This window comes from Streptomyces venezuelae (assembly GCF_008642295.1).
Classification (GTDB): Bacteria; Actinomycetota; Actinomycetes; order Streptomycetales; family Streptomycetaceae; genus Streptomyces; species Streptomyces venezuelae_C.
Genome location: NZ_CP029190.1, coordinates 2,693,291 through 2,719,721, shown reverse-complemented (window position 1 = coordinate 2,719,721; position 26,431 = coordinate 2,693,291). Strand labels below are relative to the sequence as shown.

Sequence of the window (26,431 nt, the reverse complement as noted above, 5' to 3'; positions counted from 1 at the left end):
CGTCTGTGCGCCGCCAGGGACTCGAACCCCGGACCCGCTGATTAAGAGTCAGCTGCTCTAACCAACTGAGCTAGCGGCGCCTGCTGACGTCGTAGACCTTAGCATCACGATCCGCCGTAGGAAAAATCGATACCTGCAGGTCCGCCGTCGGGTCCGGCGAGGTGGTGGCGCGGGCCGCCCGCATACAGGCCCACAGCAGCGCCTCGGCCCCCGGCAGCCAGGACGGCGGGCCGTCCGGCGCGACCAGCCAGCGGGACGGGCCGGGCCCGGGCGTCAGGGCCGGGACGGTGACGGCGTCCCCCCGGCCGTGGCACAGCGGCGCGGGCACCGCGTCCCCCCACTCTCCCCCCGACTTGGTCGGGGGGTCCCCCAGCCAGTCCAGCAGTGAGGGCAGCCGCTGGGCGGTCCCGGGTGCGGCGAACAGCAGCATCCGGCCCCGGTGCACGGCGACCGGCCCGGAGCCCGGCCCCTCGCCCCACAGCAGGCCGAGCATGCGCCGCCCGAAGACCACGGGCACGTTGACGATGTCGAAGACGGTCCCGCAGGGCAGTACCGCGGGTGATTCGGGCTGCCCCTGCCAGAGGGCGAGCGTGCTCCGCGGATACGCCGACGCGGACGCGAGCCAGGCCGCCCCCTGCGGGGTGACCCAGCCGGCCGACGGGGCGTGTGTCGCTCGCGCTGCCCTCTTGACCCCTGCGGCTCCCCGGGCCGCCGCGGCTCCCGCGGTGCCGTGGACGGGACAACCGGAATCCGTCGTGAGCGTCGTCGTCATGACACCACATGTACCCGCTGTGCACGTACCGTTGCGCCGAGTTACAGGAATCCGGGGGAAATGGAGACAAGGTCGGGTCGGGTGGAGTATCTTGCGCCGCGCATATGCCAGGGCTACGGGTGCTCGGGGGCCCCGCGCAGCAGGTCCTGGCCGAACTCGATCATCTTCTCGGCGTAGTCCTCGGTCCACTCGGCCCGCGCCGCGATCACCGCCGGCGACAGCCGGTCGAACCGCCGCGGATCGGCCAGCTGGGCCGCGGCCACCGCCTGGAACTCCATCGCCCGGTCCTGCGCCGCCCGGAACGCCAGGGTCAGCTCGGTGGCACGGGCCAGCAGCTCCCCGGGGTCCTCGATGGACTCCAGATCGAAGAAGTGCTCCGGGTCCGCGGCGGCTTCCGAGGGCTCGAAGAGCAGCGGTGCGGGCCGCAGCCTTCGCTCGGTCCGCTCGGGCTCTGCCATACGTGTCCTCCTGCGCTCGCTGTCCACCGGCGGCGTCGTGTCCTGCCTGCTTTTCCGGGCCACCTTCCATTGTCCAACGCCGCGCAAGACCGCCCGCGCGGGCGCCGGTCACTCGCCGACGGGCTCCTCGGTGAGCAGCTTGGCCAGCTGGTCCAGGACGGCGGTCAGCTCGTCGGCGAGACCCTCCGGCGCGGTGAAGGTGCCGTCCTCGCCGACCAGGCCGGTGATGCCGGGCACGGCGACGTCCTGCTCGGCGAGCCGGGTGCCGAGCCGCTGGAGCACGGGGCGGATGGCGGCGGCTGCCGGGGCGCCGCCGGTGGGGCCGGCGCTGTAGCTGACCAGGCCGACCGCCTTGCCCTTCCACTCGTGGTAGAGGAAGTCGATGGCGTTCTTCAGCGGGGCGGTGAAGCTGCCGTTGTACATCGGCAGCACGAAGACGAGGGCGTCCCCGGACTCGACCAGGGCGCTCCACGTGTGCGTGTGGGGGTGGACGTAGGCGCGGGCGGCGGGCTGCTCGGGCTCGTCGAGGAAGGGCAGGTTGATCTCGGCGAGGTCCACCGGGTTGACCTCGAAGCCGCCGTGCTCGGCGGCGATGCCGGCGGCCCAGGAGGCGAGGGGGCGGCCGAGGGAGACGGGGCGGGTGCTGGTGGACACGATGTGCAGGCGCGGCATGGCAGGCAGGCCTCTCGGGCGAGTTGGATAGTTGATGTGTCACTCATAAAACCCGGGGGTGGATGACGTGTCAACCACCTAGGTGACATATCACCTACTGAGATTTAGAGTGGATCGCATGACGGCCGATGCCCCCCACGTGCCCGAAGCCCCCCGACCCGAGCCCGAGCCCCAGTCCGAACCGCGCTGGCTCACCGATTCCGAACGGCGCGCGTGGCTCGCCTGGCGGCGGATGTTTCCCCTGGTCAACGCGGAGATCGCACGCGATATGGGCCGGCAGAGCGGCCTCTCCGAAGCCGACTACGACGTCCTGTCGAGGCTCAGCGAGAGCCCCGGCCGGCGCCGCCGGATCAGCGGTCTGGCGGAACGCATGCTGTGGTCCCGCAGCCGGCTCTCCCACCAGCTCACCCGGATGGAACAGCGCGGCCTGGTCCGCCGCGAGGACGTGGCCGAGGACGGCCGCGGCGCCGAGGTGGTCCTCACCGAGGCCGGCTGGTCCACGATCGCGGCAGCGGCCCCCCACCACGTCGACTCGGTCCGCCGCCACCTGATCGACGTCCTCACCCCCGACCAGCTGCAAGCCCTGGCCGACATCGGCGAGTCCCTCTCCGAGAACCTCTCCGACAACCCCCCGTGGCGCTCCTGACCGGCCCCCCTACCCCCGCCAGACCACGCGGTGGTTGGACCAGAAGTCCCACGTGGTCATCATCGCCTCCCAACCGTCCGGGAACTTGACCGTCACGCCCAGCTGGACCGGTTCCGTCGACGGGTGGGCGTCCAGCAGGTCGGCGATGCCGGCGCGGGCCACCACCACGCAGGCGTGGCGGTGGCGGGAGGCCAGCACACAGAGGCGGCCCGTCTCCAGGTGGAAGGCCGTTGCGTCCGGTCGGCCGGACAGCGGGTGCAGGACGACCGTCAGGTCGTACTCGCGTCCCTGGAGGCGGTTCGCGGTGTCCACCGTGACCCCCGGCACGCCCAGTTCGGCCAGCGCCGCGCGGACCGCCGCCGCCTGGTCGCGGTGGGCCGTTCCCACCGCGATCCGGTCCGCGGAGAGCGGCTGCGGGGCGGGGCTGCGCTCGTCCGTGGTGACCGTGCCGCGGTCCAGGGCGCGGCGGACCACCTGCGCCACCGCGCGGACCGCCTCGGGGTCGGTGCGCGGGGTGTGCCGGGCGGGCAGTTCCAGCAGCCCCCACCCGGCCTCGGCCGCCTCGTCCAGGACCCGGTCCGGGCCGGAGCCGTCCGAGGCGACCCCGAAGGACAGCCGCCGGTCGCCGTATCCGGTGCCGCTGCGGAACGGCGTGTACGGGTAGAAGGCGCGGGAGACCAGCGGGGCCGCGGAGGCCGGCAGCCGCCAGGACACCGGCAGCCGGTGCTGCGGCAGCTCCGGATTGTGGGCCAGCAGGGTGGAGACGGCCGAGGCGGAGGGGTCGTAGGACAGCCCCGCCCACTGCTCGGCCCCGACCACGCTGAACGGGTCCAACTGCCCCGGATCGCCCACGAACAGCGCCCGCTCGAACAGCCCGGCCACGGCCAGCAGCGCATCCGAGCGCATCTGGTAGGCCTCGTCCACGATCGCGTGCTCCCAGGGCTCCACACCCTGGACGTACGCCCATTTCGCCGCCGTGGAGATGGTGACCGGGAGCTCGGCCAGGTCCCCGGGCTTCGCGGACAGGGTCACCGAGGGGAGTTCGCGCAGGGCCGGGTCGTAGGCGTCGCCGTCGCTGCTGTGCAGCCGGCCGACCGGCAGTTCCGGATCCTTCTCCGCCAGCCGCAGCACCAGGTCGTCCACCTGGGCATTGGTCTGCGCGACGATCATCAGCCGACGCCCCGCCCCGGCCAGCTCGCGGGCCGCCCGTACCACCAGGGTGGACTTCCCGGCCCCCGGCGGGGAGTCGACGACCACGCCCCGCCGGGGGCTGTGCAGGGTGTCGTGCAGGATCGCCTCGGTGGCCCGGGTGGCAGCCGCCCCCGGGTCGGACACGGTCGCGCTCACAGGAGGTCCTCGTCGGTCACGGCATCGGGCAGCGGCGGGGCGGTCGCGGAGCCGGGCGGCCCGCCATGGGTCCACGGGGTGTGCTCCGGGTCGGGCAGCTTCGGGCCGCCGCGCGCATCGTGCTCGAACAGCGTCCAGCACACCCGGTCGCCCTTCTCCGGCACCGAACCGGGCTCGGGATCCCGGCCCCGCCCCATCTTGTCCAGCAGCCGCAGGACCAGCAGACCGCCCTCCTCCACGCGCACGAACTCGGCTGTCTGCGGGCGGCCGTCCAGCGAGCGGTACACCTTCCCGCCGCCGCCCTCCGGCAGTTGCGGCCGGTCCTCGGTCGCCACCGTCACCAGCGGGCGCGGGCTCGGCCGCTTCGACTCCGTCCACGCCATCACCACCTCGGTGACCTCGCCGGCGAAGGCCTCGCCCGCCAGCCGGCGGCCGGCCATGACCAGCGGGTCGTCCAGGGCCTCCTGGGCGTCCAGCCGGGCCTGTTCGGTCTCCCGGGCGGCCAGCTTCTGGGCCGCCGTCACCGCGTCGTCGCGGCGGGGCTGCGGGGGTTCGCCCGCCCGCACCCGGTCCCGGTGGCCGGTGAACGACCAGCGGTCCCGGGTCCAGCGCTCCTCCGTACGCCCGCCCGGCGGCAGCGTGCGCAGGAGGTCGATCGCCGTCCACACCGCATCCCAGGTGGCGGACATCTGCTCCGCCACCAGCTGCCGGATCGCCCGTTCGGCCTCTGCGACGTGTCCGGCCTGCCGGGGCCGGTCCAGGTCCCTCTCCGCCCGCGCCGCGTCGAACTTCGCCATCGCCGGGGCCAGCAGCCTGTTGTCGAAGGCCGGGTCGGTGGCCGGTCCGGCCGGCGGTACCAGCAGCTGCCCCGACGCGTCCCGGGCCAGCTCCGCCCGTAGCGCCTCCTCGGCCCCCGAGCGGCCCGCCGGCGGGTCGATCCAGGCCAGCAGGGCGGCCAGGTGCTGGTCCTCCAGGCTGCTCTGGCCGGTGGCCCAGTGCCGGGTCAGCAGGTCCGTCGCCGACAGCAGCATCGAGGACCCCGGCACCCGGGACCGCTCGGCGAGATGGGTGAACCAGCGGCCCAGCAGCGGGACCTGGGACGGGACCGGGTAGGCGGCCTCCGGGTCCTGCTCCGCGGTCCGGCGGAACCGCATGGACCGGCCCAGCAGCCGTACGTACTCGATTCCCGCGCGGCTGGGCACGATCAGCTGCGGGGCGTCCGTGCACAGCTCGGTCTCGACCTTGACCCGCTTCCCGGACTCCGGGTCGGTCTCGGTCCGCTCGGCCGGCTCCACCACGTCCGCGTACCCCTCCAGGTACGGCATCACATGGGTCGCCAGCTCGGCCAGGAACTCCCAGCGCAGATCGCGGTCGCGCGGCTGCGGTATGACGAGGATCCGCGGGTCGTCCCGGTCGGTGCCGACCATCGCGCCGAGCGGGGCGCCCGCCTCGCCTGCCGTGGTCAGCGGGACGAAGACCAGCGGCTGCCCGCTCAGATGCCGGTGCCGTACGGTCGTCAGCGGCTGGGCCCGCCCGGCGCGGACCGCCTCCAGCCGGGCCAGGGTGCTCAGCAGGGGCATTCCGGGGCCTCCGGTCGGGGGCGGGGCCGCTGGTACGGCAGTACGGTGGCGGACTCCAGGGCCTCGGCCCGCAGCCGGGCCGCCCGCCGCAGGGCTTCGGCGGTGGTCGGGTCCGCGGCCTCGCCGGTGCAGTCCTCCTGTGGCGGCCGGCCGTCGGCCGCCGCGAGGGCCGCGCCGACGGTGCCGAGCATGCCGAGCTCGCCCCGTACCGACCGGCCCAGGACCGTCACGGTGCCGGCCTCCCGGGCCCGCTGCCGGCAGTGGAAGGCGAGTTCGCAGGCGGCCAGGCAGTCCGGTGCGTACGCCGCGTCGACCGCGTCGACCGCCTCGGCCAGCTCCTCGGCGGGCCGGCCGGGGTCGAAGCTCAGGCCCTCGGGCAGGGCCGCGGCCAGCTCCTCCACCCGGGTGAGCCGGTCCAGCTGGCGCCGGGTGACCGCACGCTGCTTGCGGAGGTCGAGCACCGCGGCGGTGGGCAGGTTGGAGAAGTCCTTCGGACAGACCAGCAGGGCCTGGTGGCCGACGGAGGCCCCCGCCACCCGGTTGGCGGTCCGCTCCAGGGCGAGCAGGTACACCGCCGCCTGGCGGGCGGCGGCGCCGACCTTGGCCGCGTCTGCCGAGCCGTCGATCATCGGGAAGGATTTGATCTCGACGACCGTCCAGCGGCCGTCGGGGTGCACCACGATCGCGTCCGGCTCCAGGTAGGCCGGGGTGCCGGCGACCTCCAGGACCAGCATCGGATGGTCCAGGAAAGTCCAGGCCCGCTCCGCCGCGGCGGCTTCGGTGGCCTCGCGCAGGGCCAGCGCGGTACGGCCGGCCCGGCCGTCGGGGCCGGCCGCGGTGAGGTCGGGGAGCCGGATCCCACCGGCCGGGGGCTCGGCGCCCGCGCCGAGCCGCTCGTACAGCAGCCGCAGCAGCTCGGCCCCGCCGTCGCCCTTGACCTTCGCCTCGAAGGAGTTTCCGCGGACGATCGCGAACTGTGACTGTCCGAAGGCGGCCGGGGTACCGAGTGCCGCGGCGAGGACGGTCTTGTCCACGCCGGCACCGTCCAGCAGGGCGCGTCTGCCACAGCCGGGGTTGGCCGCCAGGGCCGCGAGCGCTCGGGCGTCCAACGGGCGGGGCGGCACGGCGGGGCCGCGCAGATCAGCGAGCCGCTGCCGGAGAGTCGTCGTCTGCGGAGGGCCGCTGGGCGGGTAGGAGCTCACCCGCGGAAGTGTCCCATCCGCCACTGACAATCGGGGTCCTGCGGCGGAAACCGACCCTCCCCGAGACCCTGCGGGCCAGCAGGAACCCGGCCCCCATCACGGCGGCCCCGGCCACCGCGTCCAGGAAGTAGTGATTGGCGGTGCCCATCACGACCACCGTCGTGACCAGCGGATACAGGACTCCGGCCGCCTTGGCGAGGGGCTTCCTGCCGTGCATCCAGAGCATCACCCCGCACCACAGCGCCCAGCCCACGTGCAGGCTCGGCATGGCGGCGTACTGGTTGGTGAACGAGCCCATCCCGCGCGGTGCGCTGGCCTCCGCGCCCCACCAGCCGTACGTGCTGTACTGCGCCATCGTGTCGGTGAACCCGTGCGCGGCGTCGAGCAGCCGCGGCGGGCAGGTCGGCATCAGGGTGAAGCCGACCAGACCCAGCAGGGTGGACAGGGCCAGCCAGGTGCGCGCGGCCCGGTAGTGGGCCGGCCGGCGGAACCAGAGCCAGATCAGGACGGCGGGGGTGACCAGGTAGTGCAGCGAGGCGTAGACGAAGTCCGCGGGGACGCCGATCCAGGTCTGCGCGGTGAACAGCCGGTTGAGGGGCCGTTCGAAGTCCATGCCGAGCACGTGCTCGTAGTGCAGGATGGCGAGGCCGTGGTCGATGGCGAGCTGTACGTCGCCGCGCGCGAGGAGTCTGCCGCCGGAGTACGCGCCGTAGAGGAGGCCCAGCAGCAGCAGTTCGGCCCACCAACGGGTGGGCCGGTGCCGTTCAGTCATACGGCGTAAGACGAATGCATGAGCGGTTGGGTTGCCCGCGGTTCACGTATTGGATGATGGTCGGACGACACAACAGGCACGAACCCGGGAGAAACAGACATGGCCCCGCGCATCCTGCTGGTCCGTCACGGACAGACGGCCTGGTCGCTGTCCGGCAAGCACACGGGCCGGACGGACATCCCGCTGCTCGAAGAGGGGAAGCGCGGCGCCAAACTGCTCGGCGAGCGCCTGGCCCGGGAGCCGTGGTCGGGCCTGCCCGGCCTGGAGGTCCGCACCAGCCCGCTGGTCCGCGCCAGCGAGACCTGCGACCTGGCCGGGTTCGGCGTACAGGCCGAACCGTGGGACGCGCTGATGGAGTGGGACTACGGCGACTACGAGGGCATGACCCCGGCCGAGATCCACGCCGTCCGCCCCGGCTGGCTGCTCTGGCGCGACGGGGCCCAGGGCGGCGAGTCGATCGCCCAGGCCGCCGCCCGCGCCGACGAGGTGGTCGCCTGGGCCCGCTCGGCCGAACGCGACGTCCTGGTCTTCGCCCACGGCCACATCCTGCGGACCCTGGCCGCCCGCTGGCTCGGCCTGGACGCCTCCTTCGGCGCCCGCATCCGCCTGGACCCGACCTCCCTGTCGATCCTGGGCTGGGCGTACGGAGCCCCGGCCCTGGAACGCTGGAATGACACCGGTCACCTGGACTGAGACGGCTGAGGCGCCTGAGGCGGCTGAGGCGCCTGGCTGAGGCGCCCCCTTTTTCAGGCCTCCGCGTGGCGGGCCAGGAAGGCGCTGACGCGGGGGGAGCGCTGGTGGGGGATCAGGGTGCGGGCGGTGGCCGACAGCATGGAGCTGATCCGGGTGGAGCGGACCTCGGCGAGGTGGTCCAGGACCCGCTGGCCGGCCCAGGCGGCCTCGTCGGGGGCGCCCGCCCGGGCCAGGTCCTCGGCCAGTTCGGCGGTGTAGAGCGCCAGGTTCCGGGTGAAGTGCGGGTCCTGGAGGTCGGCCGCGCGGCGGGCGTGCCGGGCGGCCCGGCCGTATTCGCCGAGCGCGGCCCAGCAGCGGGACTCCAGGGACTCCAGCTCGGCCTCCCCGAAGAAGGACATCCACTCGGGGTCGGCCGCGGCGGGGCCGCGGGAGAAGTGGGTGTGCGCCCGGCTCAGGGCCTCCTCGCAGGACCGCCGGTCCGCCAGGCCCGCCCAGCCGCCCGCCTCCCGGAGGCAGAGCAGGGACAGCAGCCGTGCCGACCCCAGGGTGCGGGCCGCCCGCAGGCCCGCCTGGGCGGCCCGGACCGCCTCCCGGGGGCGCCCGCAGTCCCGGGCCAGGAAGGCGGTGTTGCTGAAGGCGTGCGCTTCGAGGGCCGCATCGCCCGAGACCCGGGAGGTGGCCAGGGCTTCGGCGTAGTGCGAGCGGGCGTCCTGGAACCGGCCCGAGTCGTGCGCCAGCCAGCCCACCGAGAGGGCCAGTTCGCCCGCGCCCGCGTGCAGCCGGTCCTCGGTGGACTGGCGGGTCGCCCCGGCGTCCAGCAGGGCATAGGCCGTGCGCAGCGGTTCGGCGGCCCGCCGGTAGAGGGTGTCCGCGCCGTGCCGGTCGTCCAGCAGCCGGATCTGGCGTACGGCTGCCTCGACGGCGGCGGCCTCGGACTCGCCGGCCCGGCCGGGCACCCTGCGGTGGTCGCCGAGCAGGCTGAGGTTGAGGGTGGCGGCGGCCACCGTGGCCGAGCCGCCGGCCATGAACGCGCGACGCAGCACGTCGCTCTCCTCGGAGGGGGTGGGGATGGAGACGGGGGTGGGGGCGGGCAGGCGGCTGGGGTTCCGGCTGTCCCGGCGGTCCCGGCCGCGGACCGCTTCGCGCGGGGAGAAGCCGAGGTCGGCCAGGGTGCGGCCGGGGAACATGTGCAGGAACACCCGCTCGTAGGCGTAGTTGGGGCAGCGGATCTCGCCCGATTCGACCCGGCCGATGTAGCGCGCGTCGCAGGAAACCGTTTCTCCGATGTCCCGGGCCGCCCGGCGCACCAGAGCCGCGAACTCGGCGGGGGAGTGCCGGCCGCGCAGCCACCGGAAGCTGGTGTTGGGCGTGAGCGCGATGGGGGACGCCGTCATCGACGTGGCCTCTCTGGCGAGACGTATCTGCCGGTTGCTGGTGGGGTACCGGCGCGCATGAACGTACCGCCAGTCGGACGTCCCCCACACGGCGTTTGGCTACAAAACGGATATCTCACCCGCGATCCGCCATGAACTGCCATCCTTTGCGGCGGCCTGTCGCCGCCACCGTTGACGCTCCCGAGCGTTGAACCTTGAGGAGTGGTCAAGGAGCACAGGAGGAGGGGTTCCCTTGTTGGAGGCCGGCATGGAGAACAGCGCACTGGGCACCGCATCGGGACCGGGCGCCGCCCCGGATCTTGTGACCGTGCCCACCCGGCAGGGCCTGGAGGCCGTCGACATCATCCGCCGGGCCGCGGTCTCCGCGGCCGGGGTGGGTCCGGTCCTGCACGACGGCTCGGGCGACACCCTCGGCTTCCTGGTCCCGCCCGGCACCGCCGATGCCTGGGACCTGCCGGGCAGCGCCTGTACGCAGACCAACGGCCGCGGCATGCGGTTCGGCGAGCCGCCCGCCGGGAGCACTCCGAGCACCGGCTGGCTGCTGCCCCCGGAGGCGGGGGACCCGGTGACCGATCCGGAGGTGCTGCGGGCCGCCCTCGGCGAGGCGGCCCGTCTGATCGAGGCCGCCGACAACTGCCGCTGACCGCCGCCGACCGGTGCTCACCGGCCCTGACCGGCGCTGACCAGCCATAATGAGGGCGTGGCGAAGAGCAGGCGAAAAGGCGGACGAGAAGCCGGACGGGAAACCGGACGCGAGGCTTCCGAGGCGGTCAGCGGGCAGGTGGACGGCGGTCTCGCCGAGCTGGCCCCGGACCGCGAGCGGGCCCATGCCTGGACCCTGCTGATCGACGGCGCCCCGCAGTCCCATGTGGACCTGGACGAGCCGACCCATCTCGACTTCGCCTACCAGCGGCGGATCGGCCACCTCATCGACCTGGCCGCCCCGGCCCGGCAGCCCCTCAACGTGCTCCACCTGGGCGGCGGTGCCTTCACCCTCGCCCGGTACACCGCCGCCACCCGCCCGCGCTCCGGCCAGCAGATCGTGGAGATCGACGCGGGCCTGGTGGCCTTCGTACGGGCGCACCTGCCGCTGGACCCGCAGGCCAGGGTCCGGGTGCGGGCGGTGGATGCCCGGGCCGGCCTGGCCAAGGTGCCGGAGGGCTGGGCGGACCTGGTGATCGCGGACGTGTTCAGCGGGGCCCGCACCCCGGCGCACCTGACCAGCGCCGAGTTCCTGGACGACGTACGGCGGGCCCTGTCGCCCACCGGCTGGTACGTGGCCAACCTCGCCGACGGGCCGCCGCTCGCCCACCTGCGCGGGCAGATAGCCACCGCGGCGTCCCGGTTCGGGCAGCTGGCGATGGCCGCGGATCCGGTGGTCTGGCGGGGGAAACGATTCGGCAATGCGGTGCTGGTGGCCGCTGACCGGGAGCTCCCGCTGGCCGAGTTCACCCGCCGGGTGGCGAGCGACCCCCACCCGGGCCGGGTCGAGCACGGCCGGGCCCTCGCGGACTTCGCCGGCGGCGCCACCCCGGTGGCCGACGCCTCGGCCACCCCGTCCCCGGCACCCCCGCCGTCCGTGTTCCGCTGAACCGGGGCGGGGGCAGGGGGCTCAGTAGTGGTAGCGGGCCTGGGCGATTTCCACGGCCTGGTCCCGCACGCGGTAGACGAGCCGGTGCTCGTCCGTGATCCTGCGGGACCACCATCCCGACAGGCCTTCCTTGAGCGGCTCGGGCTTGCCGATCCCCTCGAACGGCGTTCGCTTGATCTCCTGGATCAGCCGGTTGATCCTCTTGAGGACCTCGGGGTCCGCCGTGGCCCAGAACGTGTACTGGTTCCACGCGGCGTCGGAGAAGACCACCTTCATGCGGCGGCGCCCTCGTCGTCCTCGATGCCGATCAGTTCCCTGGCCTGCCCGTGGCCGGCGTCCAGCTCCGCGATGGACTCCATCAGGATCTGGGCGTTGCGCGGCGAGCGCAGCAGATAGACGGTCTCCTGCCAGGAACGGAAGTCCTCGGCGGACATGATGACGACGTCGCCGTGCTCGCGGGAGGTGACCTCGATGGGCTCGTGGTCTTCGTTGACCCGTTTGATCAGCGGGTAGAAGCGCTGCCGGGCCTCGTTCGCGGAAATGGGCACGGTGATACCTCCGGGTTACTCCGCATGACGACCCTCAGTCGTACGGCAACACCGTACCACTCGCGGCTGCGGTCAGGCGTCCCACGTGTCCACCCGCGGCGGGTGGTCGTTCCAGACGCAGAACACCGACACCTCGCGGCCGTCCCGGGTGAAGGTCACCCGGATCCACTTCGGCTGCTTCCACACCTGCATCTGCCAGCCGGCCGCCGGAGTCGCCGAGACCAGCTCCGCCGAGGACTCGCCCAGGTCGAAGACCACCCGGCCGCCGTCCACCGTGTACCCCTTCACCGTGCCGGAACCGGCCTCGGAGCCCTTGGTCTCCGGCTGCTGCCGCGGGCGGGTGCCCGGCGGGGACTTCTTCGGGGGCTTCGCGGACGCAGAAGGCGAGGCGGACGGAGCCGCGGACCCCGGCGACACCGAGGGGGAGGGGGAGGCCGGCGGGGACGGGGGCGGCTCCGTGCCCCGGGTCGACGAGGACAGCGGCGCTCCGGCGGTCAGCGGGATCGCCTTCGGCCGGTCGTAGGCCGTTCCGGACATCACCGTGTGCACGCCCCACCAGGACAGCGTCACCGCCGCCCCGGTCGCCAGCGTCCAGGCCAGCGCATGGACAAGTCCTCGTTGCATCAGCCCACATACTGCACCACCCCCGGCGGATCCGGCCCGCCCACCCCGGGGTCCCCCGAATGGCGTACGGTGCCGCCCATGGCAAGTGTGCTCGTCGTCGAGGACGACCAGTTCGTGCGTTCCGCTTTGATCCGGCACCTCACCGAGGCCTCGCACACCGTGCGGAGCGTCGGGACGGCCCTGGAGGCCCTGCGGGAGGTCGCCCACTTCCGCTTCGACGTGGTGATCCTCGATCTCGGGCTGCCCGACCTGGACGGCTCCGAAGCGCTGAAGATGCTGCGCGGCATCACCGACGTCCCCGTGATCATCGCCACCGCCCGGGACGACGAGGCCGAGATCGTCCGGCTGCTCAACGACGGCGCCGACGACTACCTCACGAAACCTTTCTCCGTGGAGCACCTGTCCGCCCGGATGGCCGCCGTACTGCGCCGGGCCCGCTCGGCCGCCGGGGCCGAACCGCCCTCCCGGGTGCTGCGCGTCGGCGGCCTGGCGATCGACCCGCTGCGCCGCCAGGCCGAGCTCGACGGGACCGTACTGGACCTCACCCGGCGGGAGTTCGACCTGCTGGCCTTCCTGGCCGGGCGGCCCGGTGTGGTGGTGGCCCGGCGCGAACTCCTCGCCGAGGTCTGGCAGCAGTCCTACGGGGACGACCAGACCATCGACGTCCACCTGTCCTGGCTGCGCCGGAAGCTGGGGGAGACGGCCGCGAACCCCCGCTATCTGCACACCCTCCGCGGGGTCGGGGTGAAGCTGGAGCCGCCGGCGTGAGGTGGGCCCTGGTCAAGGTGTGCCTCGCGGTCACCGTGATGGTGGTCGTGGCCTTCGCGGTGCCGCTGGGCATGGTCGTCCAGGAGATGGCCCGCGACCGGGCCTTCTCCAACGCCGAACGGCAGGCCGCCACCATCGGCCCCACCCTCTCCATCACCACCGACGGACAGCAGCTGCGCCGGGCCGTGGAGAGCACGGACATGGGCGCGCTCCGGCGGATGGCCGTGCACGTTCCCGCCGTGGACGGCGCCCCCGCCGCGACCATCGGACAGCCCGGCTGGGCGGGCGCCGAGGCGGTGCAACGGACCCGGCAGGAGGGCTCTGCCCGGACGGTCCGGGTAGCTGGCGGCGGCTCGGCGGCCCTGCTGCAGCCCACCGCCATCGGCTCCGGGGACATCGCCGTGGTCGAGATCCTCGTCCCGGAGAGCGAGGTGAGCAACGGGGTCACCACCGCCTGGCTGGTGCTCGCCGGGGTCGGCAGCGCCCTGGTCGTGGGCTCGGTGGCGGTCGCGGACCGGCTCGGCGCCCGGATGATCCGCCCCGCGCAACGGCTCGCGGACGCCGCCCAGCAACTCGGCGAGGGCAGGCTCGGCGCCCGCGTCCCGGAGGACGGGCCCAAGGAACTCCAGTCGGCGGCGGTGGCGTTCAACTCGATGGCCGACCAGGTGGTCGAACTCCTCGCCAACGAGCGGGAGCTGGCCGCCGACCTCTCGCACCGGCTGCGCACCCCGCTGACCGTGCTCCGGCTCAACGCGGCCTCCCTGGGCGACGGTCCGGCGGCCGAGCAGACCCGGGCGGCGGTGGAGCAGCTGGAGCACGAGGTCGACACCATCATCCGGACCGCCCGGGAGCAGCGGTCGTCGCAGTCGGCCGCCGTGGCGGCCGGCTGCGACGCCTCGGAGGTCATCCGGGAGCGGATGGGGTTCTGGTCGGCGCTGGCCGAGGACGAGGGCCGGGAGGTACGGCTCGCCGGGGTCGACCGGACCGTACGCATCCCGGTGGCGCGGCCGGAGCTGGCCGCCGCGCTGGACGCGATGCTGGGCAACGTCTTCCGGCACACCCCCGAGGGCACCCCGTTCGCGGTGGACGTGCACGACGCGGGAGACGCGGTGATCGTGCTGGTCTCGGATGCCGGACCGGGCATCGCCGACCCGGATGCGGCGCTGCGCCGCGGCAACGACGGCGGCCGGCCCGGCTCCACCGGCCTGGGGCTGGACATCGTACGGAGGGTCGCCGAGTCCACGGGCGGGGACCTGCGGCTGGGGCGTTCGGTGCTCGGGGGCACGGAGGTCCGGGTGTGGATCGGACTGGACGGCCGGGCCCGCGGCGAGGCGGAGGCCGGGCGGGGCCGGCGCGGGCGGCCGGGCCGCCGCAAACGCCGGGGCTGAGTACGGGGCGGAGTACGGGGCTGGGCGCGGGGCCGGGCCCCGGACGGCGGCGGATGGCTTGCCGTCCCCCCGGGGCCACCGGACGGTGGGTGGGACGGAAGGAGTCACATGAGAGTCATGATCCGGTTCCACGTGGACACGCCGGCGGGCAACGAGGCCATCCGCAGCGGCCGGCTGCCCCAGATGATGAACGAACTGATGGGGGAGCTCAAGCCGGAGGCGGCGTATTTCGGCCTGCACGAGGGGGTGCGGTCCGGTTTCATCGTCTGCGATCTGACCGACAGCTCCGCCATGCCGGCCTTGCTGGAACCGTTGTTCTTCGAGCTCAACGCGGAGATCGAGGTGCAGCCGGTGATGAACGCCGAGGACCTGAAGAAGGGACTCGCGGCCATGAAGACCGGGCCGAACGGCTGAACCGGCCCTGCTGCCGGGGGCACGCGGATCGCGGATCGTGGAGGGTGGCAGAGGAACAGGCACAGGCCGCGCCACCCGCCGTCGTCCACGAAGGGGCGAACCCCTATGCGCTACGCAGTACTCGGCACCGGAATCGTCGGCCGGACCCTGGCCGGCCGGCTCTCCGGACTCGGCCACGAGGTGGTGATCGGCACCCGGGACCCCGAGGCGACCCTGGCCCGCACCGAAGCCGGACCCATGGGCACCCCGCCGTACGCCACCTGGCAGGCGGACCACCCCGGGATCCGGCTCGCCGGCTTCGCCGAGGCCGCCCGCACCGGCGAGGCGCTCGTCAACGCCACCGCCGGGCTGGTCAGCATCGCCGCCCTGACCGAGGCGGAGGCCGGCCGGTCGGACGGCAAGCTGCTGATCGACGTGGCCAACCCGCTGGACTTCTCGCACGGGTTCCCGCCGGGCCTCGATCCGGTGGACCGGGACAGCCTCGGCGAGCTGATCCAGCGCACCTTCCCGGGGCTGCGGGTGGTCAAGACGCTCAACACCATGAACTGTGCGGTGATGGTCGACCCCAGCCGGGTCGCCGGCGAGCACCATGTGTTCCTGTGCGGGGACGACGCCGACGCCAAGAAGGCGGTGCGCGAACTGCTGCACACCTTCGGCTGGCCGGAGGGCGGCATCCTCGACCTGGGCGGCATCGAGAGCGCCCGGGGCACGGAGATGCTGTTGCCGATGTGGCTCCGGCTCATGGGCACCCTCGGGCACACCGACTTCAACTTCCACATCCAGGGCGCCGGCGGGCCGGGCTCGTGCGGCGGCCACTGACGGCGGTCAGCGCAGGCCGGCCACCGCATCGGCCGCCGGCGGGGACAGCCGTACGTCCTCCAGGTCGGGCAGCGGGACCCAGGCCGCGGCGTCGGTGGAACCCGCCGCCTCCACCACCCGCGCGGTGCCCTCGCCGAGCTCGACGGCGTAGAAGACCGCCACCAGGTCCCAGACGATGCCGTTGCGGTGGGCCCGGTAGGAGCGGACGTCCAGCAGCCGGGCCTCGCGCAGGGTCAGGCCGGTCTCCTCGTGGAGTTCCCGGGCGAGGGCCTCCAGCGGCTGTTCCCCGGGATCGATGCCGCCGCCCGGCAGGTGCCAGGCGCCGGGCTCGAACACCGGCGAGTCCTCGGTGAGCCGGGTGAGCAGCAGCCGGCCCTCCCGTTCGGCGACGCCGTACACCGACATGCGCATCCGTGACGCGGTACCCATGAGCGTCCCCTGTCCCCCGTCCAACGAAAAGGGCCCCGGTCCGCTCGCGCGGACCGGGGCCCTCATACAGGGTGAGTGACGGGACTCGAACCCGCGGCCACCTGGACCACAACCAGGTGCTCTACCAGCTGAGCTACACCCACCATGTCCGGTCGGAATTCCGACCGGCCGAAGAAAAGGGTACAGGGTCTTCGGGGGTGCTCGCTCCCCCCTTATCGCCTCCCTTGCTCCGGGGCGGTTATTCGGTGGGCAGGACGTGCTTGGCGGCGATGGCCCGTGCGGTGTCCGAGTCGGGTCCGGGCTGTGCCACGAACACCGCCTCCCGGTAGTAGCGCAGCTCCGCGATGGATTCCTTGATGTCCGCCAGCGCCCGGTGGTTGCCGTTCTTCGGCGGGCTGTTGAAGTAGGCCCGCGGGTACCAGCGGCGCGCCAGCTCCTTGATCGAGGAGACGTCCACGATCCGGTAGTGCAGGTAGTCCTCCAGCGTGGGCATGTCGCGCAGCAGGAAGCCCCGGTCGGTGCCGACCGAGTTTCCGCAGAGCGGGGCCTTGCCGGGTTCCTTGACGTGCTGGCGTACGTACGCCAGCACCTGCGCCTCGGCGTCCGCGAGGGTGGTGCCGCCGGCCAGCTCGTCGAGCAGGCCGGAAGCGGTGTGCATCTCGCGCACCACGTCGGGCATGGTTTCCAGGGCCGCGTCCGGCGGGCGGATCACGATGTCCACGCCTTCGCCGAGCACGTTGAGCTCCGAGTCGGTGACCAGTGCGGCCACCTCGATAAGTGCGTCGTCCGTCAGCGAGAGCCCGGTCATCTCGCAGTCGATCCACACCATGCGATCGTTCATGTGTCTCACCTTATGCGGAAGGTCCCCGGTTCGGTCGTGGGCCGATCCGGGGACCTCCGTCGTGCGATGCCCGGTGATGCCGGGCGAGGGCTACGCGTGCTCGCGCAGGGCCCGCCCCGGGGCGTACAGCTCGGTCACCGAAGGGCCGGTGGCCGCCAGCGCCGCCGCCGCGCGCTGCGGCTGCGGGGTGCGCTGGTGCGGGACGGGACCGTCGGAGAGCTGGCTCACCGGCGGGACGTCCGCCTGCGGGCGGCGGGCCCGGTACGCGGACCGGTAGGCCGCGGGGGAGGACCCCAGCTGCCGCCGGAAGTGCCCGCGCAGGGCGACCGGCGAGCGGAACCCGCAGCGTCCGGCGACCTCGTCGACCGAGTAGTCGGAGGTCTCCAGCAGCCGCTGGGCCTGGAGCACCCGCTGGGTGATCAGCCACTGGAGCGGCGCGCTGCCGGTCAGGGACCGGAACCGGCGGTCGAACGTGCGCCGGCTCATGTACGCCCGGGCGGCGAGCGTCTCCACGTCGAACTGCTCGTGGAGGTGCTCCAGTGCCCAGGCCACGACCTCGGCCAGCGGGTCGGCGCCGATCTCCTCCGGCAGCGACCGGTCGAGATAGCGCTCCTGGCCCCCGGTGCGCCGTGGCGGTACGACCAGCCTGCGGGCCAGGGCCCCGGCGGCCTCACTGCCGTGGTCGGTGCGCACGATGTGGAGGCACAGATCGATTCCGGCCGCGGTGCCCGCGGACGTCAGCACATCGCCGTCGTCGACGAACAGCTCGCGCGGATCGACATGGACGGACGGGTACCGCTTGGCCAGCGTCGGCGCGTACATCCAGTGCGTCGTCGCGGGCCGGCCGTCCAGCAGACCGGCGGCGGCGAGCACAAAGGCACCCGTGCACAGTCCGACGATCCTGGCGCCCTCCTCGTGGGCCAGACGCAGCGCGTCGAGGGCCTCCGGAGGCGGTGGCGATGTGATGGACCGCCAGGCCGGAACGACGACGGTGCCTGCCCGGGCGATCGCCTCCAGCCCGTACGGTGCCGTCAGTTCGAGTCCGCCGGTGGTCCGCAGCGGACCGTCCTCCCCGGCGCACACGAGCAGTCGATAGCGTGGAACTCCCGCGTCCTGCCGGTCAATGCCGAACACGGAGAGTGGAATGGAACTCTCGAAGATCGGACCGCCGCTGAAGAGCAGCACCGCGACGATTTCCCTGCGGCGGCGCCCCGCGAGCTTCCGGCCGGCGTCCGCGACGACGGCGGTGGAGTCCTGGCTCATGGCGCTAAGCCCCCCTTGGGTGTCGCGACTCCTTGGTCTGGTCGCACCTGCACGTATCCCCTCGGCCTTGCACGTGATCCCCCGCCGTAAATACATGATCGAATCTACTGCGTCGCGTGGTGTCGGCGTGACAAGTTCAGCACGCAGCGCTATGTCGACTTGGCAACTTGGCGAAAAGCATTCGATCAGGAAGCGTTCCACTCCGCGACCTTGGGGGGAAGCGGGACGTCCGTCCGTGGCCAGTACCCATAGGGTCTCCACGCCCCCCTCACGCGGTTGTTGCTGATGGTGGGACGGTTGAGGGGGCATTCCGGCAGGGGGTGCGTCCGAATGTGAAGTTGGCTGAAAACATGCGGGCGCGGGTGTACGAACCGGTCAGTCGTGCGGGGAGCCCCCACCCGCCGCATGACAGCCGCGGTGCGTACCCGTCCCGGTCCGCGAGTGCCGGCCCCGATGCACCTGGACCGCGGCCCGCTGGGTCTTCTCCGCGTGGCGCAGCATCACCCGGCACGCGGCCGTGACGGCCGACAGGCCGAGGGTGGCCACCGCCGCCCCGCCGTACGAGGTCCCGTAGACGACGAGGACCACCGGTACGAGCAGGCAGCTGAACGCCGCCCAGCGCACCACGTCCCCCGCGGGGTCCTCGCGGGCGGGCGGCGCGGGCGGCTGGGCGGCGTGGACGGGGTGAACCGGACGGCCTGACACGGCTGTACTCCCCTGCGGGCTCTTCCTTCACGGCTCGGACTCTTGTCCAACGCCGTCCGGCGGGCTCGGTCACTGTGCGACCGGGTGGCTCGTCACTGCCTGTAGGGGGCATCCGCCATTGCCAAGGAGGTCCGGCTCCGGCATGCTCCCTGGGACGCTCTCCAAGGGCGGCAAGCCCTGTCCAGGACAGGAGTGTCGCCGTACCCTGGTGGGTAAGGGCCTGGGAAGATGCTTCCCGGACAGAGCTCCGTCACCCTGCGTCGCCATCCGCCCGTTGATTCCCGAGGATCCAAACGCCGAGACATTCATGGCCGGTCACGAATTCCCCGAACCCGCGGACCGCAAGCGCAAGCGCGTCTCCGACGCCGCGTCGGCCGACCTGCGCGCCGCGGAGGACACCCGCCCCCACCCCTGCGATCCGGCCTTCCGGCACGGAGTCGTGGTGGGTTTCGACGGTTCCACCTCCAGTGAACGGGCGCTCGCGTATGCGATCGGGATGGCCCGCAGGTCCGGATCCGGTCTGATCATCGTGCATGTGGCCAACCGGCTGCCCACCACCGTGTGGGCCGGCTGCGAGCCCCCGGTCTTCGTCGACGTGCCGGACCACCGCACCGAGGTGCTGGGGCTGGAACTGGCCTGTGCCGACTATCTGGCCGAGGTGCCGTGGATCCTGGTCGAGCGGGGCGGGGACATCTGCCACGAGCTGGAGGAGGTCGGCCGCGAGTACTCGGCCGACGCGATCGTGGTCGGTTCCACGCACGGGATCGTGGGGCGGATCTTCGGCTCGGTGGCCGGCCGGCTGGCCAAGCGCGCCCAGCGGCCCGTCGTTGTCATTCCGTAATCGCTCCGTGACGGCTTGACTGCGCATTGTGCGGTTGTGACCCGGTGTGAAGGGTACATAAAACTCGCTGGGTAGCAGCACAAAACTGCAGATCGAAGGGAGCCCCGCCGTGGACAATGACGTCTCTGCGGGAAGCACGGCCACGACTTCGACCCTGGGGCACCTGGCCCTGGGTCTCACCCTTCTCGCATTCGGAATCGGCCACACCGGAGTGATCGACGGTGTCTCGGCGGCCGATTCCGTCCTCCTCGCCATGTACGTCGGCGGCGCCGCCCTCTTCCTCCTCGGGCTCCTCGAGTACCGCGGCGGCAACGGATTCAACGGCACCGCGTTCGCGGGCCTGGGCGTCTTCTGGTTCACCTGGGCCAAGGGAGCCGGGGCCGAGGTCTCCGCGGAAGCAGGCGGAACGTTTCTGGTGCTCTTCGCGCTGCTCGCGCTGAGCCTCACGGTCGCCTCCTCGGGCGGCCTGTTCGGCCAGGGCATGTACGCCCTGCTCACCCTGTCCCTGCTCCTGCTGGCCATCAGCGCCTTCGCGGAGAGCGGTGGCCTGGCCAAGGCCGGCGGCTGGGTGGCCGCGGTCTCGGGTCTGCTCGCCTGGTACGGCGCCACCGCCGCGCTGGCCAACTGGCCGATGGCTCTGGGCCGGTCGCGCCGCGGCGCGGTCGCCGCGAGCTGAACCCCGGTACCCGTCCGGCGGGACGGGAACGGCCCCGTGCAGGGATGCACGGGGCCGTTCCGCTGTCGTCGCCGGGGCGCTGCCCGGTGCGGGCTACTCGACGGTGACGGACTTCGCCAGGTTGCGCGGCTTGTCGATGTCCCGGCCCAGGGCCAGGGCCGTGTGGTACGCCAGGAGCTGGAGCGGGATGCCCATCAGGATCGGGTCCAGCTCGTCCTCGTTCTTCGGGACGACGATGGTGTGGTCGGCCTTCTCCTGCTCGCGGTGGGCCACCGCCAGGATCCGGCCGCTGCGGGCCTTGATCTCCTCCAGCGCCGCGCGGTTCTTCTCCAGCAGGTCGTCGTCCGGCACGATCGCGACCGTCGGCAGCGAGGGCTCGATCAGCGCCAGCGGGCCGTGCTTGAGCTCGGAGGCCGGGTACGCCTCGGCGTGGATGTAGGAGATCTCCTTCAGCTTGAGGGAGGCCTCCAGGGCCACCGGGTAGCCGCGGACCCGGCCGATGAACATCATCGACTTGGCGTCCGCGTACTCCGCCGCCAGCTTCTTGATGTCCTCTTCCTGCGCCAGGATCTCCTGGATCTGCGCGGGCAGCTTCCGCAGGCCCTCGATGATCCGCTTGCCGTCGGTCACCGACAGGTCCCGGATCCGGCCGAGGTGGACGGCCAGCAGCGCAAAGGCCACCACGGTGTTGGTGAAGCACTTGGTGGAGACCACGCAGACCTCCGGGCCGGCGTGCACGTACACGCCGCCGTCCGCCTCGCGGGCGATCGCGGAGCCGACCACGTTGACCACGCCCAGCACCCGCGCGCCCTTGCGCTTGAGCTCCTGCACCGCGGCCAGCACGTCGTACGTCTCACCGGACTGGGAGACCGCGATGTACAGGGTGTCGGGGTCCACCACCGGGTTGCGGTAGCGGAACTCCGAGGCCGGCTCGGCGTCGGCGGGGATCCGGGCCATGCCCTCGATCAGGCCGGCGCCGATCAGGCCCGCGTGGTAGGAGGTGCCGCAGCCCAGGATCTTCACCCGGCGGATGCCGCGCGCCTCGCGCGGGTCCAGGTTCAGGCCGCCCAGGTGCACGGTGTTGAAGCGGTCGTCGATCCGGCCGCGCAGCACGCGGTCGACCGCGTCGGGCTGCTCGGAGATCTCCTTGTGCATGTAGGTGTCGTGGCCGCCCATGTCGTAGGAGGCGGCCTCCCACTCCACGGTCTCCGGGGTGGCGGTGGTCTTCGTACCGCTGGTGGTGTAGGTGCGGAAGTCGTCGGCCTTCAGGGTGGCCATCTCGCCGTCGTTCAGGGTGACGACCTGGCGGGTGTGGGCGATCAGCGCGGCGACGTCGGAGGCGACGAGCATCTCCTTCTCGCCGATGCCGAGGATCACCGGGGAGCCGTTGCGGGCGACCACGATGCGGTCGGTGAAGTCGGCGTGCATGACGGCGATGCCGTAGGTGCCCTCGATGAGCTTGACCGCCTCGCGGACCTTCTCCTCCAGGGAGTCGGCCGTGGAGCGGGCGATCAGGTGGGTGATCACCTCGGTGTCGGTCTCGGAGGCGAAGACCACGCCGTCCGCTTCGAGCTTGGCGCGCAGCTCGGAGGCGTTGTCGACGATGCCGTTGTGGACGACGGCGACCTTGTTCTCCGGGTCCAGGTGCGGGTGCGAGTTGATGTCGCTCGGGGCGCCGTGGGTGGCCCAGCGGGTGTGGGCGATACCGGTGGTGCCGGCGAAGCGCTTGGGGACACGCGCCTCCAGGTCCCGGACCCGGCCCTTGGCCTTGACCATCTTGAGCGCGCCGGCCTTCGGGCTGTTGACGACGATGCCCGCGGAGTCGTAGCCGCGGTACTCGAGCCGCTGGAGGCCCTCGAGCAGCAGTGGTGCCACGTCACGCTTGCCGATGTAACCGACGATTCCGCACATGTGGTTGTGCCCCTCCTGAAGTTCCGGTGTGTGTGCTCGGCCGACTGCCTCAGCCGTAGACGATCCGGCGCAGCTGCCGGAGCGAGAGCTCCGGGGGCGCCACGGCGCGGTGCGGCAGTTCGGCCGCGATCCGGTCGAAGATCTCCGCGTTCACCGCACCGCCGGACTGGAGCTCGCGGTGGCGGCGGCGGACGAACTCCTCGGTCGTCTCGTCGAAGTACGCCAGCACGTCGAGCACCACCCGGGCCGCCTCCCCGCGCTGGAGCGCGGTGCTGCGCACCAGGTGGTCGACAAGATCGTCATGCGACGGGCGGCGGTCGAGCACCCGTAGATACTGACGTCTCATGCCTCGGAACGCAAAGATCCTGCCCGAATTCGGGCAGGATCTTAATGGTCCAGACCTGTCTGCGTCTAGAAACGGCGCAGTACCGCCGCCTTGGCCGCGGCGAACTCCTCCGGGGTGAGCACCCCCGCCTGGTGCAGTTCGCCCAGCTCGCGCAGCCGCCGCAGCAGTGCATCGTGATCGTCCGCGGTATCCGCGGCCTGAGGGGTCGGCACGGCCGGCACGGCCGGCGGTGCCTCATCCCGCGGGGCCGACGGATGCGGCATCCGGGCCAGCACCGCGGCCCCGACCAGCGCCATCAGCGGGTCCTTCTTGAAGCCGAAGAGCTCCACGGCGTGCGGGTCGTACTTGGGCTCCGGAGCCTTCGACCCGCTCCCGGCCACGGAGAACCGGAGCCAGCCGTTCTCCAGCCCTGCCGCGGGGTACCACTCCACCGCGCTGATGTCCGCCACCGCAAAGGACCGGGTCCCGCCGGAGGCCTTGGCGTCCTCCGTCTTCCAGTTCCACTCCAGGGACACCCGCGTCCCGTCGAACGAGGCCGTTCCGTCGCCCGCCCCCACCGTGATCGGCACGGCCGGCCCCGGCAGCAGCCACCCGTCCGCCGGGCCGGGGTCGACCTGGTCCAGCAGCAGGGCGTTGCGCACCTCGTCCACGAAGTACTCGGCCACCCCGGTCCGGTCGGCCTCCACGGTCAGCCGGTACGGATCGGAGGCCTCGGGCAGCCGCCCGGCCGTCAGGTGGAGCAGCGGGTCCGCGCCGTCACGCAGCCGCAGCCGCAGCCGGCCCGCCTTGCGGCCGGGCTCGTGGGAGATGCCCGCCACGGCCCGCAGGGGCACGGCCACCTCGCCGAGTGTCTGCCGCAGCAGTCCGGTCCCCTTGTCCCGGCCGGGCACGATGCGCACGGTGTCCCCGTCGAAGATCCACGTGCCGTCCTTTTGGATGATTTCCGCCATCCGGCGATTCTCCCATCGTGTGGAGCAAGGCAGTTGGCCTATACCTGTGCTCATGAGACGGGTCCTGCGCGCACTCGGTGTCCTGCTGATCCTCACGGCGGCGGTCTCCTGTACGGAGCCCAGCGGTGCCGACGACGCAAAATCCGGGGAGCTGCTCCGCCATGCCGAGCCCCCGCCGTACGAACGCATCCTGCCCGCCCCCGCCGCCGTCCGTCCCGGCGGCGCCGGCTACCGCCTGGTCCCGGGCACGGTGATCCGTACCGGTACCGGCTCCGAGGAGGTGCGGCAGATCGGCGAGCGGCTCGCCGAACAGCTGCGCGGCCCCAGCGGGCTGCCGCTGCCCGTGGTGGACGGCGGTGCGGGCGACGGAATCCTGCTGCGGCTGGACGAGTCCGCGGCAGAGCTGGCGGAGGAGGGCTACCGGCTGGAGTCCACCGCCGCCGCCGTGACCCTGACCGCCCGCACCCCGGCCGGGCTGTTCTACGCCGGGCAGACGCTGCGCCAGCTGGTGCCGGCCTCCGGAGCCGGGGAGGTCCCAGGCGGCACGGTCGCCGACCGGCCGCGCTTCGCCTACCGCGGCGCGATGATCGACATCGCCCGGCACTACTTCACGGTCCCGCAGGTGAAGCGGTACCTCGACCAGCTCGCCCAGTACAAGATCAACAAGCTGCATGTACACCTGACCGACGACCAGGGCTGGCGGCTGGCCGTCGACTCCTGGCCGCGGCTCGCCGAGTACGGCGGGGTGGGCGGGGTCGGCGGCGGCCCCGGCGGCCACTGGACCAAGGACGACTACCGCGAGCTGGTGGAGTACGCGGCCGAGCGGTACGTGGAGGTGGTCCCGGAGATCGACATGCCCGGCCACACCAACGCCGCCCTCGCCTCCTACCCGGAGCTGAACTGCGACGGCAAGGCCCCGGACCGCTACACCGGGATCAAGGTCGGCTTCAGCTCCCTGTGCGTGTCCAAGGAGGTCACCTACGAGTTCGTCGAGGACGTGCTGCGGGAACTCGCCGCCCTCACCCCGGGCCGGTACCTGCACATCGGCGGCGACGAGGCCCATGCGACCCCGGCGGCGGACTACGCGGCCTTCATGAAGCGGGCCCAGGAGGCGGTGGCCGGCCAGGGCAAGACGGTGGTGGCCTGGCATCAGCTGGCGGCGGCGGAGCCGGCGCCGGGCGCGGTGCTCCAGTGGTGGGGCCACGACAAGACCCCGGCGGCCGAGCGGGACCGGGTGGCGGCGGCTGCGAAGGCCGGCCACCGGCTGATCCTCTCCCCGGCCGACCGCGCCTACCTGGACATGAAGTACGACAAGGACACCGCGCTGGGGCTGGCCTGGGCGGGCCATGTCCCGGTGCGGCGGTCCTACGCCTGGGACCCGGGGACCCACCTCGCCGGGGTCCCGGAGTCCGCGGTGCTGGGGGTGGAGGCCCCGCTCTGGACGGAAACCATCGCCACCCGGGCCGACCTGGAGCTGATGGCCTTCCCGCGGGTGCTGGGCATCGCGGAACTGGGCTGGTCCCCGGCCGCCAAGCTGGACTGGGCCGCGTACTCCCAGCGCCTGGCCTCGCACGGCCCGCGGCTGACCGCCCAGGACATCGGCTACTTCCGCGCCCCCGACGTCCCCTGGCCGTAGGCCCGCACGGCCCGCGCACAAAAAAGCCGGGCGCGCGTCGAGGGACCGTATCGACGCGCGCCCGGACAACCAGGGGGCCTTAGGGGGTGTCCGGTGGATCAGGGCCGGGCCCGGCCCGCCTGGCACCGCGGCTTGCCGCGTTGTCGTCGGTCGCCGACGCTCCGCGTCGACTCCCTCCTCCGCCTTGCAATCCACGGCACCAGACGACCCGGGCCTTCCGGCCCTGATCCACCGGACACCCCCTACAGGGCCGCTTCGGGCTCCTCGCTCGGAGCCTGGCCGGCGTAGGCCTCCGCCAGCAGCTGCTCCTCGCTGGCGCCCAGCCGCCAGTAGCCGGTGAAGCGGACCGCGCGCCGGTCGAGGGATCGTTCCTGCACCAGGTGCCGGCGGACCGCCCGTACGGTGCCCGACTCGCCCGCGATCCACGCGTACGGGGCCTTCGCCTCGGGGAACGCGGCCGGGCGCACCATCCCGAGCACCTGCTCGGTGCGCTCGGGGCCGGCGCCCTCCCGGACGATCCAGGTGATGCGGGCCTCCGCCGGGGCGGTGAGGTCGAGCCGGTCGTCGGCGTGCGGCACTTCGAGGAAGGCCGTGACCGGGAGGTCTGCCGGCAGCGTCTGAAGGATGGCCGCGGCGGCCGGCAGCGCCGTCTCGTCGGCGTAGATCCAGAACGCGTCCGTACCGGCCGGCGGCCGGAAGCGGACCGACTTGTTCTCGGCGACGGCGGGGCCGATGGCGAGGATCCGGCGGCCCGTCACGGCGCGTCCCGCCCAGTGCGAGGCGGGGGAGGAGTCCCCGTGCAGGACGAAGTCGATGTCGAGCTCGTCCACGCCCTCGGCGGTGCGCCGCTGCTCGCGCACCGTGTACGAGCGCATCGCCGGCCGCTCCTCGTCCGGCATGCCCCGCCAGGCCGCGAACCAGGTCTGCTCGTCGGTGGACGGGAGTTCGGTGTGCTCCCGGTGCGGGGGCGGGAGGAACAGCGACAGGCTCTGGTCGTGTCCGCCGGAGCGGAAGCCGGCGAGGGCGTCGCCGCCGAAGGTGACCCGCAGGAAGGAGCGGCCCAGGCGGCGGGTGCGCAGCACCTCGAGCGCGAAGAAGCGGAAGTGGGCGGCGGCTGCCCCGTCCTCGGTCATGCGGTGGATCCC

The 26,431-nt window shown here is 72.9% G+C and carries 30 protein-coding genes and 2 tRNA genes; 11 read left to right on the top strand and 21 right to left on the bottom strand.

Features of this window, described 5'->3' with window-relative positions; genetic code table 11:
* Window positions 1-6: 6 nt before the first annotated feature.
* The 4 genes from DEJ50_RS11760 to DEJ50_RS11745 form a co-directional block, all read right to left on the bottom strand.
* Window positions 7-80: transfer RNA gene (locus DEJ50_RS11760), tRNA-Lys, on the bottom strand.
* Window positions 71-772, bottom strand: a complete 702-nt coding sequence (locus DEJ50_RS11755; protein ID WP_223837710.1) for a hypothetical protein — start codon at window positions 770-772, stop codon at window positions 71-73. Before DEJ50_RS11755 ends, DEJ50_RS11760 begins: the two co-directional genes overlap by 10 nt.
* A 113-nt stretch (window positions 773-885) precedes the next feature.
* On the bottom strand, window positions 886-1,230 hold the full coding sequence (locus DEJ50_RS11750) for a hypothetical protein (RefSeq protein ID WP_150207672.1): 345 nt from the start codon (window positions 1,228-1,230) through the stop codon (window positions 886-888).
* A gap of 108 nt (window positions 1,231-1,338) precedes the next feature.
* Window positions 1,339-1,902: an NADPH-dependent FMN reductase gene (locus DEJ50_RS11745; RefSeq protein ID WP_150207670.1), complete on the bottom strand. Its 564-nt coding sequence runs from the start codon at window positions 1,900-1,902 to the stop codon at window positions 1,339-1,341.
* Window positions 1,903-2,020: 118 nt separating this feature from the next.
* Between DEJ50_RS11745 and DEJ50_RS11740 the strand changes: the two genes are divergently transcribed.
* Entirely contained in the window at window positions 2,021-2,548 is a 528-nt protein-coding gene (locus tag DEJ50_RS11740) for a MarR family winged helix-turn-helix transcriptional regulator (protein ID WP_223837709.1), read from the top strand.
* 9 nt (window positions 2,549-2,557) lie between these two features.
* Here the strand turns inward: DEJ50_RS11740 and DEJ50_RS11735 are convergent, their stop codons facing one another.
* The 4 genes from DEJ50_RS11735 to DEJ50_RS11720 are packed head-to-tail and all read right to left on the bottom strand — an operon-like array spanning window position 2,558 to window position 7,449.
* Complete coding sequence (locus DEJ50_RS11735) at window positions 2,558-3,895, bottom strand: AAA domain-containing protein (RefSeq protein ID WP_150207668.1); 1,338 nt, start codon at window positions 3,893-3,895, stop codon at window positions 2,558-2,560.
* On the bottom strand, window positions 3,892-5,475 hold the full coding sequence (locus tag DEJ50_RS11730; protein ID WP_150207666.1) for a hypothetical protein: 1,584 nt from the start codon (window positions 5,473-5,475) through the stop codon (window positions 3,892-3,894). Before DEJ50_RS11730 ends, DEJ50_RS11735 begins: the two co-directional genes overlap by 4 nt.
* A complete protein-coding gene (locus tag DEJ50_RS11725) occupies window positions 5,463-6,677 on the bottom strand; it encodes a hypothetical protein (protein WP_190344436.1) in 1,215 nt (404 codons plus the stop codon). The genes DEJ50_RS11730 and DEJ50_RS11725 overlap by 13 nt, the downstream gene beginning before the upstream one ends.
* Window positions 6,616-7,449 (bottom strand): phosphatase PAP2 family protein, encoded by an 834-nt coding sequence (locus DEJ50_RS11720; protein ID WP_150207662.1) that lies wholly within the window; start codon window positions 7,447-7,449, stop codon window positions 6,616-6,618. Before DEJ50_RS11720 ends, DEJ50_RS11725 begins: the two co-directional genes overlap by 62 nt.
* Window positions 7,450-7,548: 99 nt before the next feature.
* Here DEJ50_RS11720 and DEJ50_RS11715 point away from each other — a divergent pair, with 99 nt between their 5' ends.
* The gene (locus tag DEJ50_RS11715) at window positions 7,549-8,142 is read left to right on the top strand and encodes a histidine phosphatase family protein (RefSeq protein WP_150207660.1); all 594 of its coding nucleotides are present in this window, start codon (window positions 7,549-7,551) and stop codon (window positions 8,140-8,142) included.
* 53 nt (window positions 8,143-8,195) lie between these two features.
* Here the strand turns inward: DEJ50_RS11715 and DEJ50_RS11710 are convergent, their stop codons facing one another.
* A complete protein-coding gene (locus tag DEJ50_RS11710; RefSeq protein WP_150207659.1) occupies window positions 8,196-9,536 on the bottom strand; it encodes a tetratricopeptide repeat protein in 1,341 nt (446 codons plus the stop codon).
* 247 nt (window positions 9,537-9,783) lie between these two features.
* Between DEJ50_RS11710 and DEJ50_RS11705 the strand changes: the two genes are divergently transcribed.
* A complete protein-coding gene (locus DEJ50_RS11705) occupies window positions 9,784-10,179 on the top strand; it encodes a hypothetical protein (RefSeq protein WP_150207657.1) in 396 nt (131 codons plus the stop codon).
* Window positions 10,180-10,236: 57 nt separating this feature from the next.
* Window positions 10,237-11,127 carry a spermidine synthase gene (locus tag DEJ50_RS11700; protein ID WP_190344434.1) on the top strand — a complete coding sequence of 297 codons (891 nt, stop codon included), beginning with the start codon at window positions 10,237-10,239 and terminating at the stop codon, window positions 11,125-11,127.
* 21 nt (window positions 11,128-11,148) lie between these two features.
* Here the strand turns inward: DEJ50_RS11700 and DEJ50_RS11695 are convergent, their stop codons facing one another.
* From DEJ50_RS11695 to DEJ50_RS11685, 3 genes are all read right to left on the bottom strand, one after another.
* Window positions 11,149-11,403: a Txe/YoeB family addiction module toxin gene (locus DEJ50_RS11695; RefSeq protein WP_150207653.1), complete on the bottom strand. Its 255-nt coding sequence runs from the start codon at window positions 11,401-11,403 to the stop codon at window positions 11,149-11,151.
* Entirely contained in the window at window positions 11,400-11,675 is a 276-nt protein-coding gene (locus tag DEJ50_RS11690; RefSeq protein WP_150207650.1) for a type II toxin-antitoxin system Phd/YefM family antitoxin, read from the bottom strand. Before DEJ50_RS11690 ends, DEJ50_RS11695 begins: the two co-directional genes overlap by 4 nt.
* 72 nt (window positions 11,676-11,747) lie before the next feature.
* Window positions 11,748-12,299 carry a hypothetical protein gene (locus tag DEJ50_RS11685; RefSeq protein WP_150207649.1) on the bottom strand — a complete coding sequence of 184 codons (552 nt, stop codon included), beginning with the start codon at window positions 12,297-12,299 and terminating at the stop codon, window positions 11,748-11,750.
* A 78-nt stretch (window positions 12,300-12,377) separates the two neighbouring features.
* Between DEJ50_RS11685 and DEJ50_RS11680 the strand changes: the two genes are divergently transcribed.
* The 4 genes from DEJ50_RS11680 (at window position 12,378) to DEJ50_RS11665 (ending at window position 15,688) form a co-directional block, all read left to right on the top strand.
* Window positions 12,378-13,067 carry a response regulator transcription factor gene (locus tag DEJ50_RS11680; protein WP_150207646.1) on the top strand — a complete coding sequence of 230 codons (690 nt, stop codon included), beginning with the start codon at window positions 12,378-12,380 and terminating at the stop codon, window positions 13,065-13,067.
* Window positions 13,064-14,455, top strand: coding sequence for a sensor histidine kinase (locus DEJ50_RS11675; RefSeq protein ID WP_150207644.1), 1,392 nt, complete (start codon window positions 13,064-13,066; stop codon window positions 14,453-14,455). The genes DEJ50_RS11680 and DEJ50_RS11675 overlap by 4 nt, the downstream gene beginning before the upstream one ends.
* Window positions 14,456-14,563: 108 nt before the next feature.
* Window positions 14,564-14,869, top strand: coding sequence for a DUF3303 family protein (locus DEJ50_RS11670; RefSeq protein ID WP_150207642.1), 306 nt, complete (start codon window positions 14,564-14,566; stop codon window positions 14,867-14,869).
* A 105-nt stretch (window positions 14,870-14,974) separates the two neighbouring features.
* Entirely contained in the window at window positions 14,975-15,688 is a 714-nt protein-coding gene (locus DEJ50_RS11665; protein WP_150207640.1) for an NADPH-dependent F420 reductase, read from the top strand.
* 6 nt (window positions 15,689-15,694) lie between these two features.
* On the opposite strand, the gene DEJ50_RS11660 is transcribed toward DEJ50_RS11665, so the two are convergent.
* The 5 genes from DEJ50_RS11660 to DEJ50_RS11640 all read right to left on the bottom strand — a co-directional run bounded on the left by DEJ50_RS11660 (window position 15,695) and on the right by DEJ50_RS11640 (window position 18,926).
* On the bottom strand, window positions 15,695-16,117 hold the full coding sequence (locus DEJ50_RS11660; protein WP_190344432.1) for an NUDIX hydrolase: 423 nt from the start codon (window positions 16,115-16,117) through the stop codon (window positions 15,695-15,697).
* Between the two features lie 70 nt (window positions 16,118-16,187).
* Window positions 16,188-16,260 (bottom strand) — tRNA-His (locus DEJ50_RS11655).
* Between the two features lie 95 nt (window positions 16,261-16,355).
* Complete coding sequence (gene orn / locus DEJ50_RS11650) at window positions 16,356-16,958, bottom strand: oligoribonuclease (protein WP_150207636.1); 603 nt, start codon at window positions 16,956-16,958, stop codon at window positions 16,356-16,358.
* 90 nt (window positions 16,959-17,048) lie between these two features.
* Window positions 17,049-18,221: a helix-turn-helix domain-containing protein gene (locus DEJ50_RS11645; protein WP_150207634.1), complete on the bottom strand. Its 1,173-nt coding sequence runs from the start codon at window positions 18,219-18,221 to the stop codon at window positions 17,049-17,051.
* Window positions 18,222-18,596: 375 nt separating this feature from the next.
* A complete protein-coding gene (locus DEJ50_RS11640) occupies window positions 18,597-18,926 on the bottom strand; it encodes a hypothetical protein (protein WP_150207632.1) in 330 nt (109 codons plus the stop codon).
* 307 nt (window positions 18,927-19,233) lie between these two features.
* On the opposite strand from DEJ50_RS11640, the gene DEJ50_RS11635 reads away from it, so the two are divergent.
* Window positions 19,234-19,767 (top strand): universal stress protein, encoded by a 534-nt coding sequence (locus DEJ50_RS11635; RefSeq protein WP_150207631.1) that lies wholly within the window; start codon window positions 19,234-19,236, stop codon window positions 19,765-19,767.
* Between the two features lie 109 nt (window positions 19,768-19,876).
* The gene (locus DEJ50_RS11630) at window positions 19,877-20,443 is read left to right on the top strand and encodes a GPR1/FUN34/YaaH family transporter (protein ID WP_150207629.1); all 567 of its coding nucleotides are present in this window, start codon (window positions 19,877-19,879) and stop codon (window positions 20,441-20,443) included.
* A gap of 93 nt (window positions 20,444-20,536) precedes the next feature.
* Here DEJ50_RS11630 and glmS read toward each other — a convergent pair whose 3' ends face one another.
* The 3 genes from glmS to DEJ50_RS11615 all read right to left on the bottom strand — a co-directional run bounded on the left by glmS (window position 20,537) and on the right by DEJ50_RS11615 (window position 23,650).
* Complete coding sequence (gene glmS / locus DEJ50_RS11625) at window positions 20,537-22,354, bottom strand: glutamine--fructose-6-phosphate transaminase (isomerizing) (RefSeq protein ID WP_150207627.1); 1,818 nt, start codon at window positions 22,352-22,354, stop codon at window positions 20,537-20,539.
* A gap of 49 nt (window positions 22,355-22,403) precedes the next feature.
* Window positions 22,404-22,679: a hypothetical protein gene (locus tag DEJ50_RS11620; protein ID WP_150212064.1), complete on the bottom strand. Its 276-nt coding sequence runs from the start codon at window positions 22,677-22,679 to the stop codon at window positions 22,404-22,406.
* Between the two features lie 86 nt (window positions 22,680-22,765).
* Window positions 22,766-23,650 carry a DUF4429 domain-containing protein gene (locus tag DEJ50_RS11615; RefSeq protein ID WP_150207625.1) on the bottom strand — a complete coding sequence of 295 codons (885 nt, stop codon included), beginning with the start codon at window positions 23,648-23,650 and terminating at the stop codon, window positions 22,766-22,768.
* A gap of 52 nt (window positions 23,651-23,702) precedes the next feature.
* Between DEJ50_RS11615 and DEJ50_RS11610 the strand changes: the two genes are divergently transcribed.
* Window positions 23,703-25,286, top strand: a complete 1,584-nt coding sequence (locus DEJ50_RS11610; protein ID WP_150207623.1) for a beta-N-acetylhexosaminidase — start codon at window positions 23,703-23,705, stop codon at window positions 25,284-25,286.
* Window positions 25,287-25,528: 242 nt separating this feature from the next.
* Here DEJ50_RS11610 and DEJ50_RS11605 read toward each other — a convergent pair whose 3' ends face one another.
* Window positions 25,529-26,419, bottom strand: coding sequence for a siderophore-interacting protein (locus DEJ50_RS11605; protein WP_150207622.1), 891 nt, complete (start codon window positions 26,417-26,419; stop codon window positions 25,529-25,531).
* Between the last annotated feature and the right edge of the window lie 12 nt (window positions 26,420-26,431).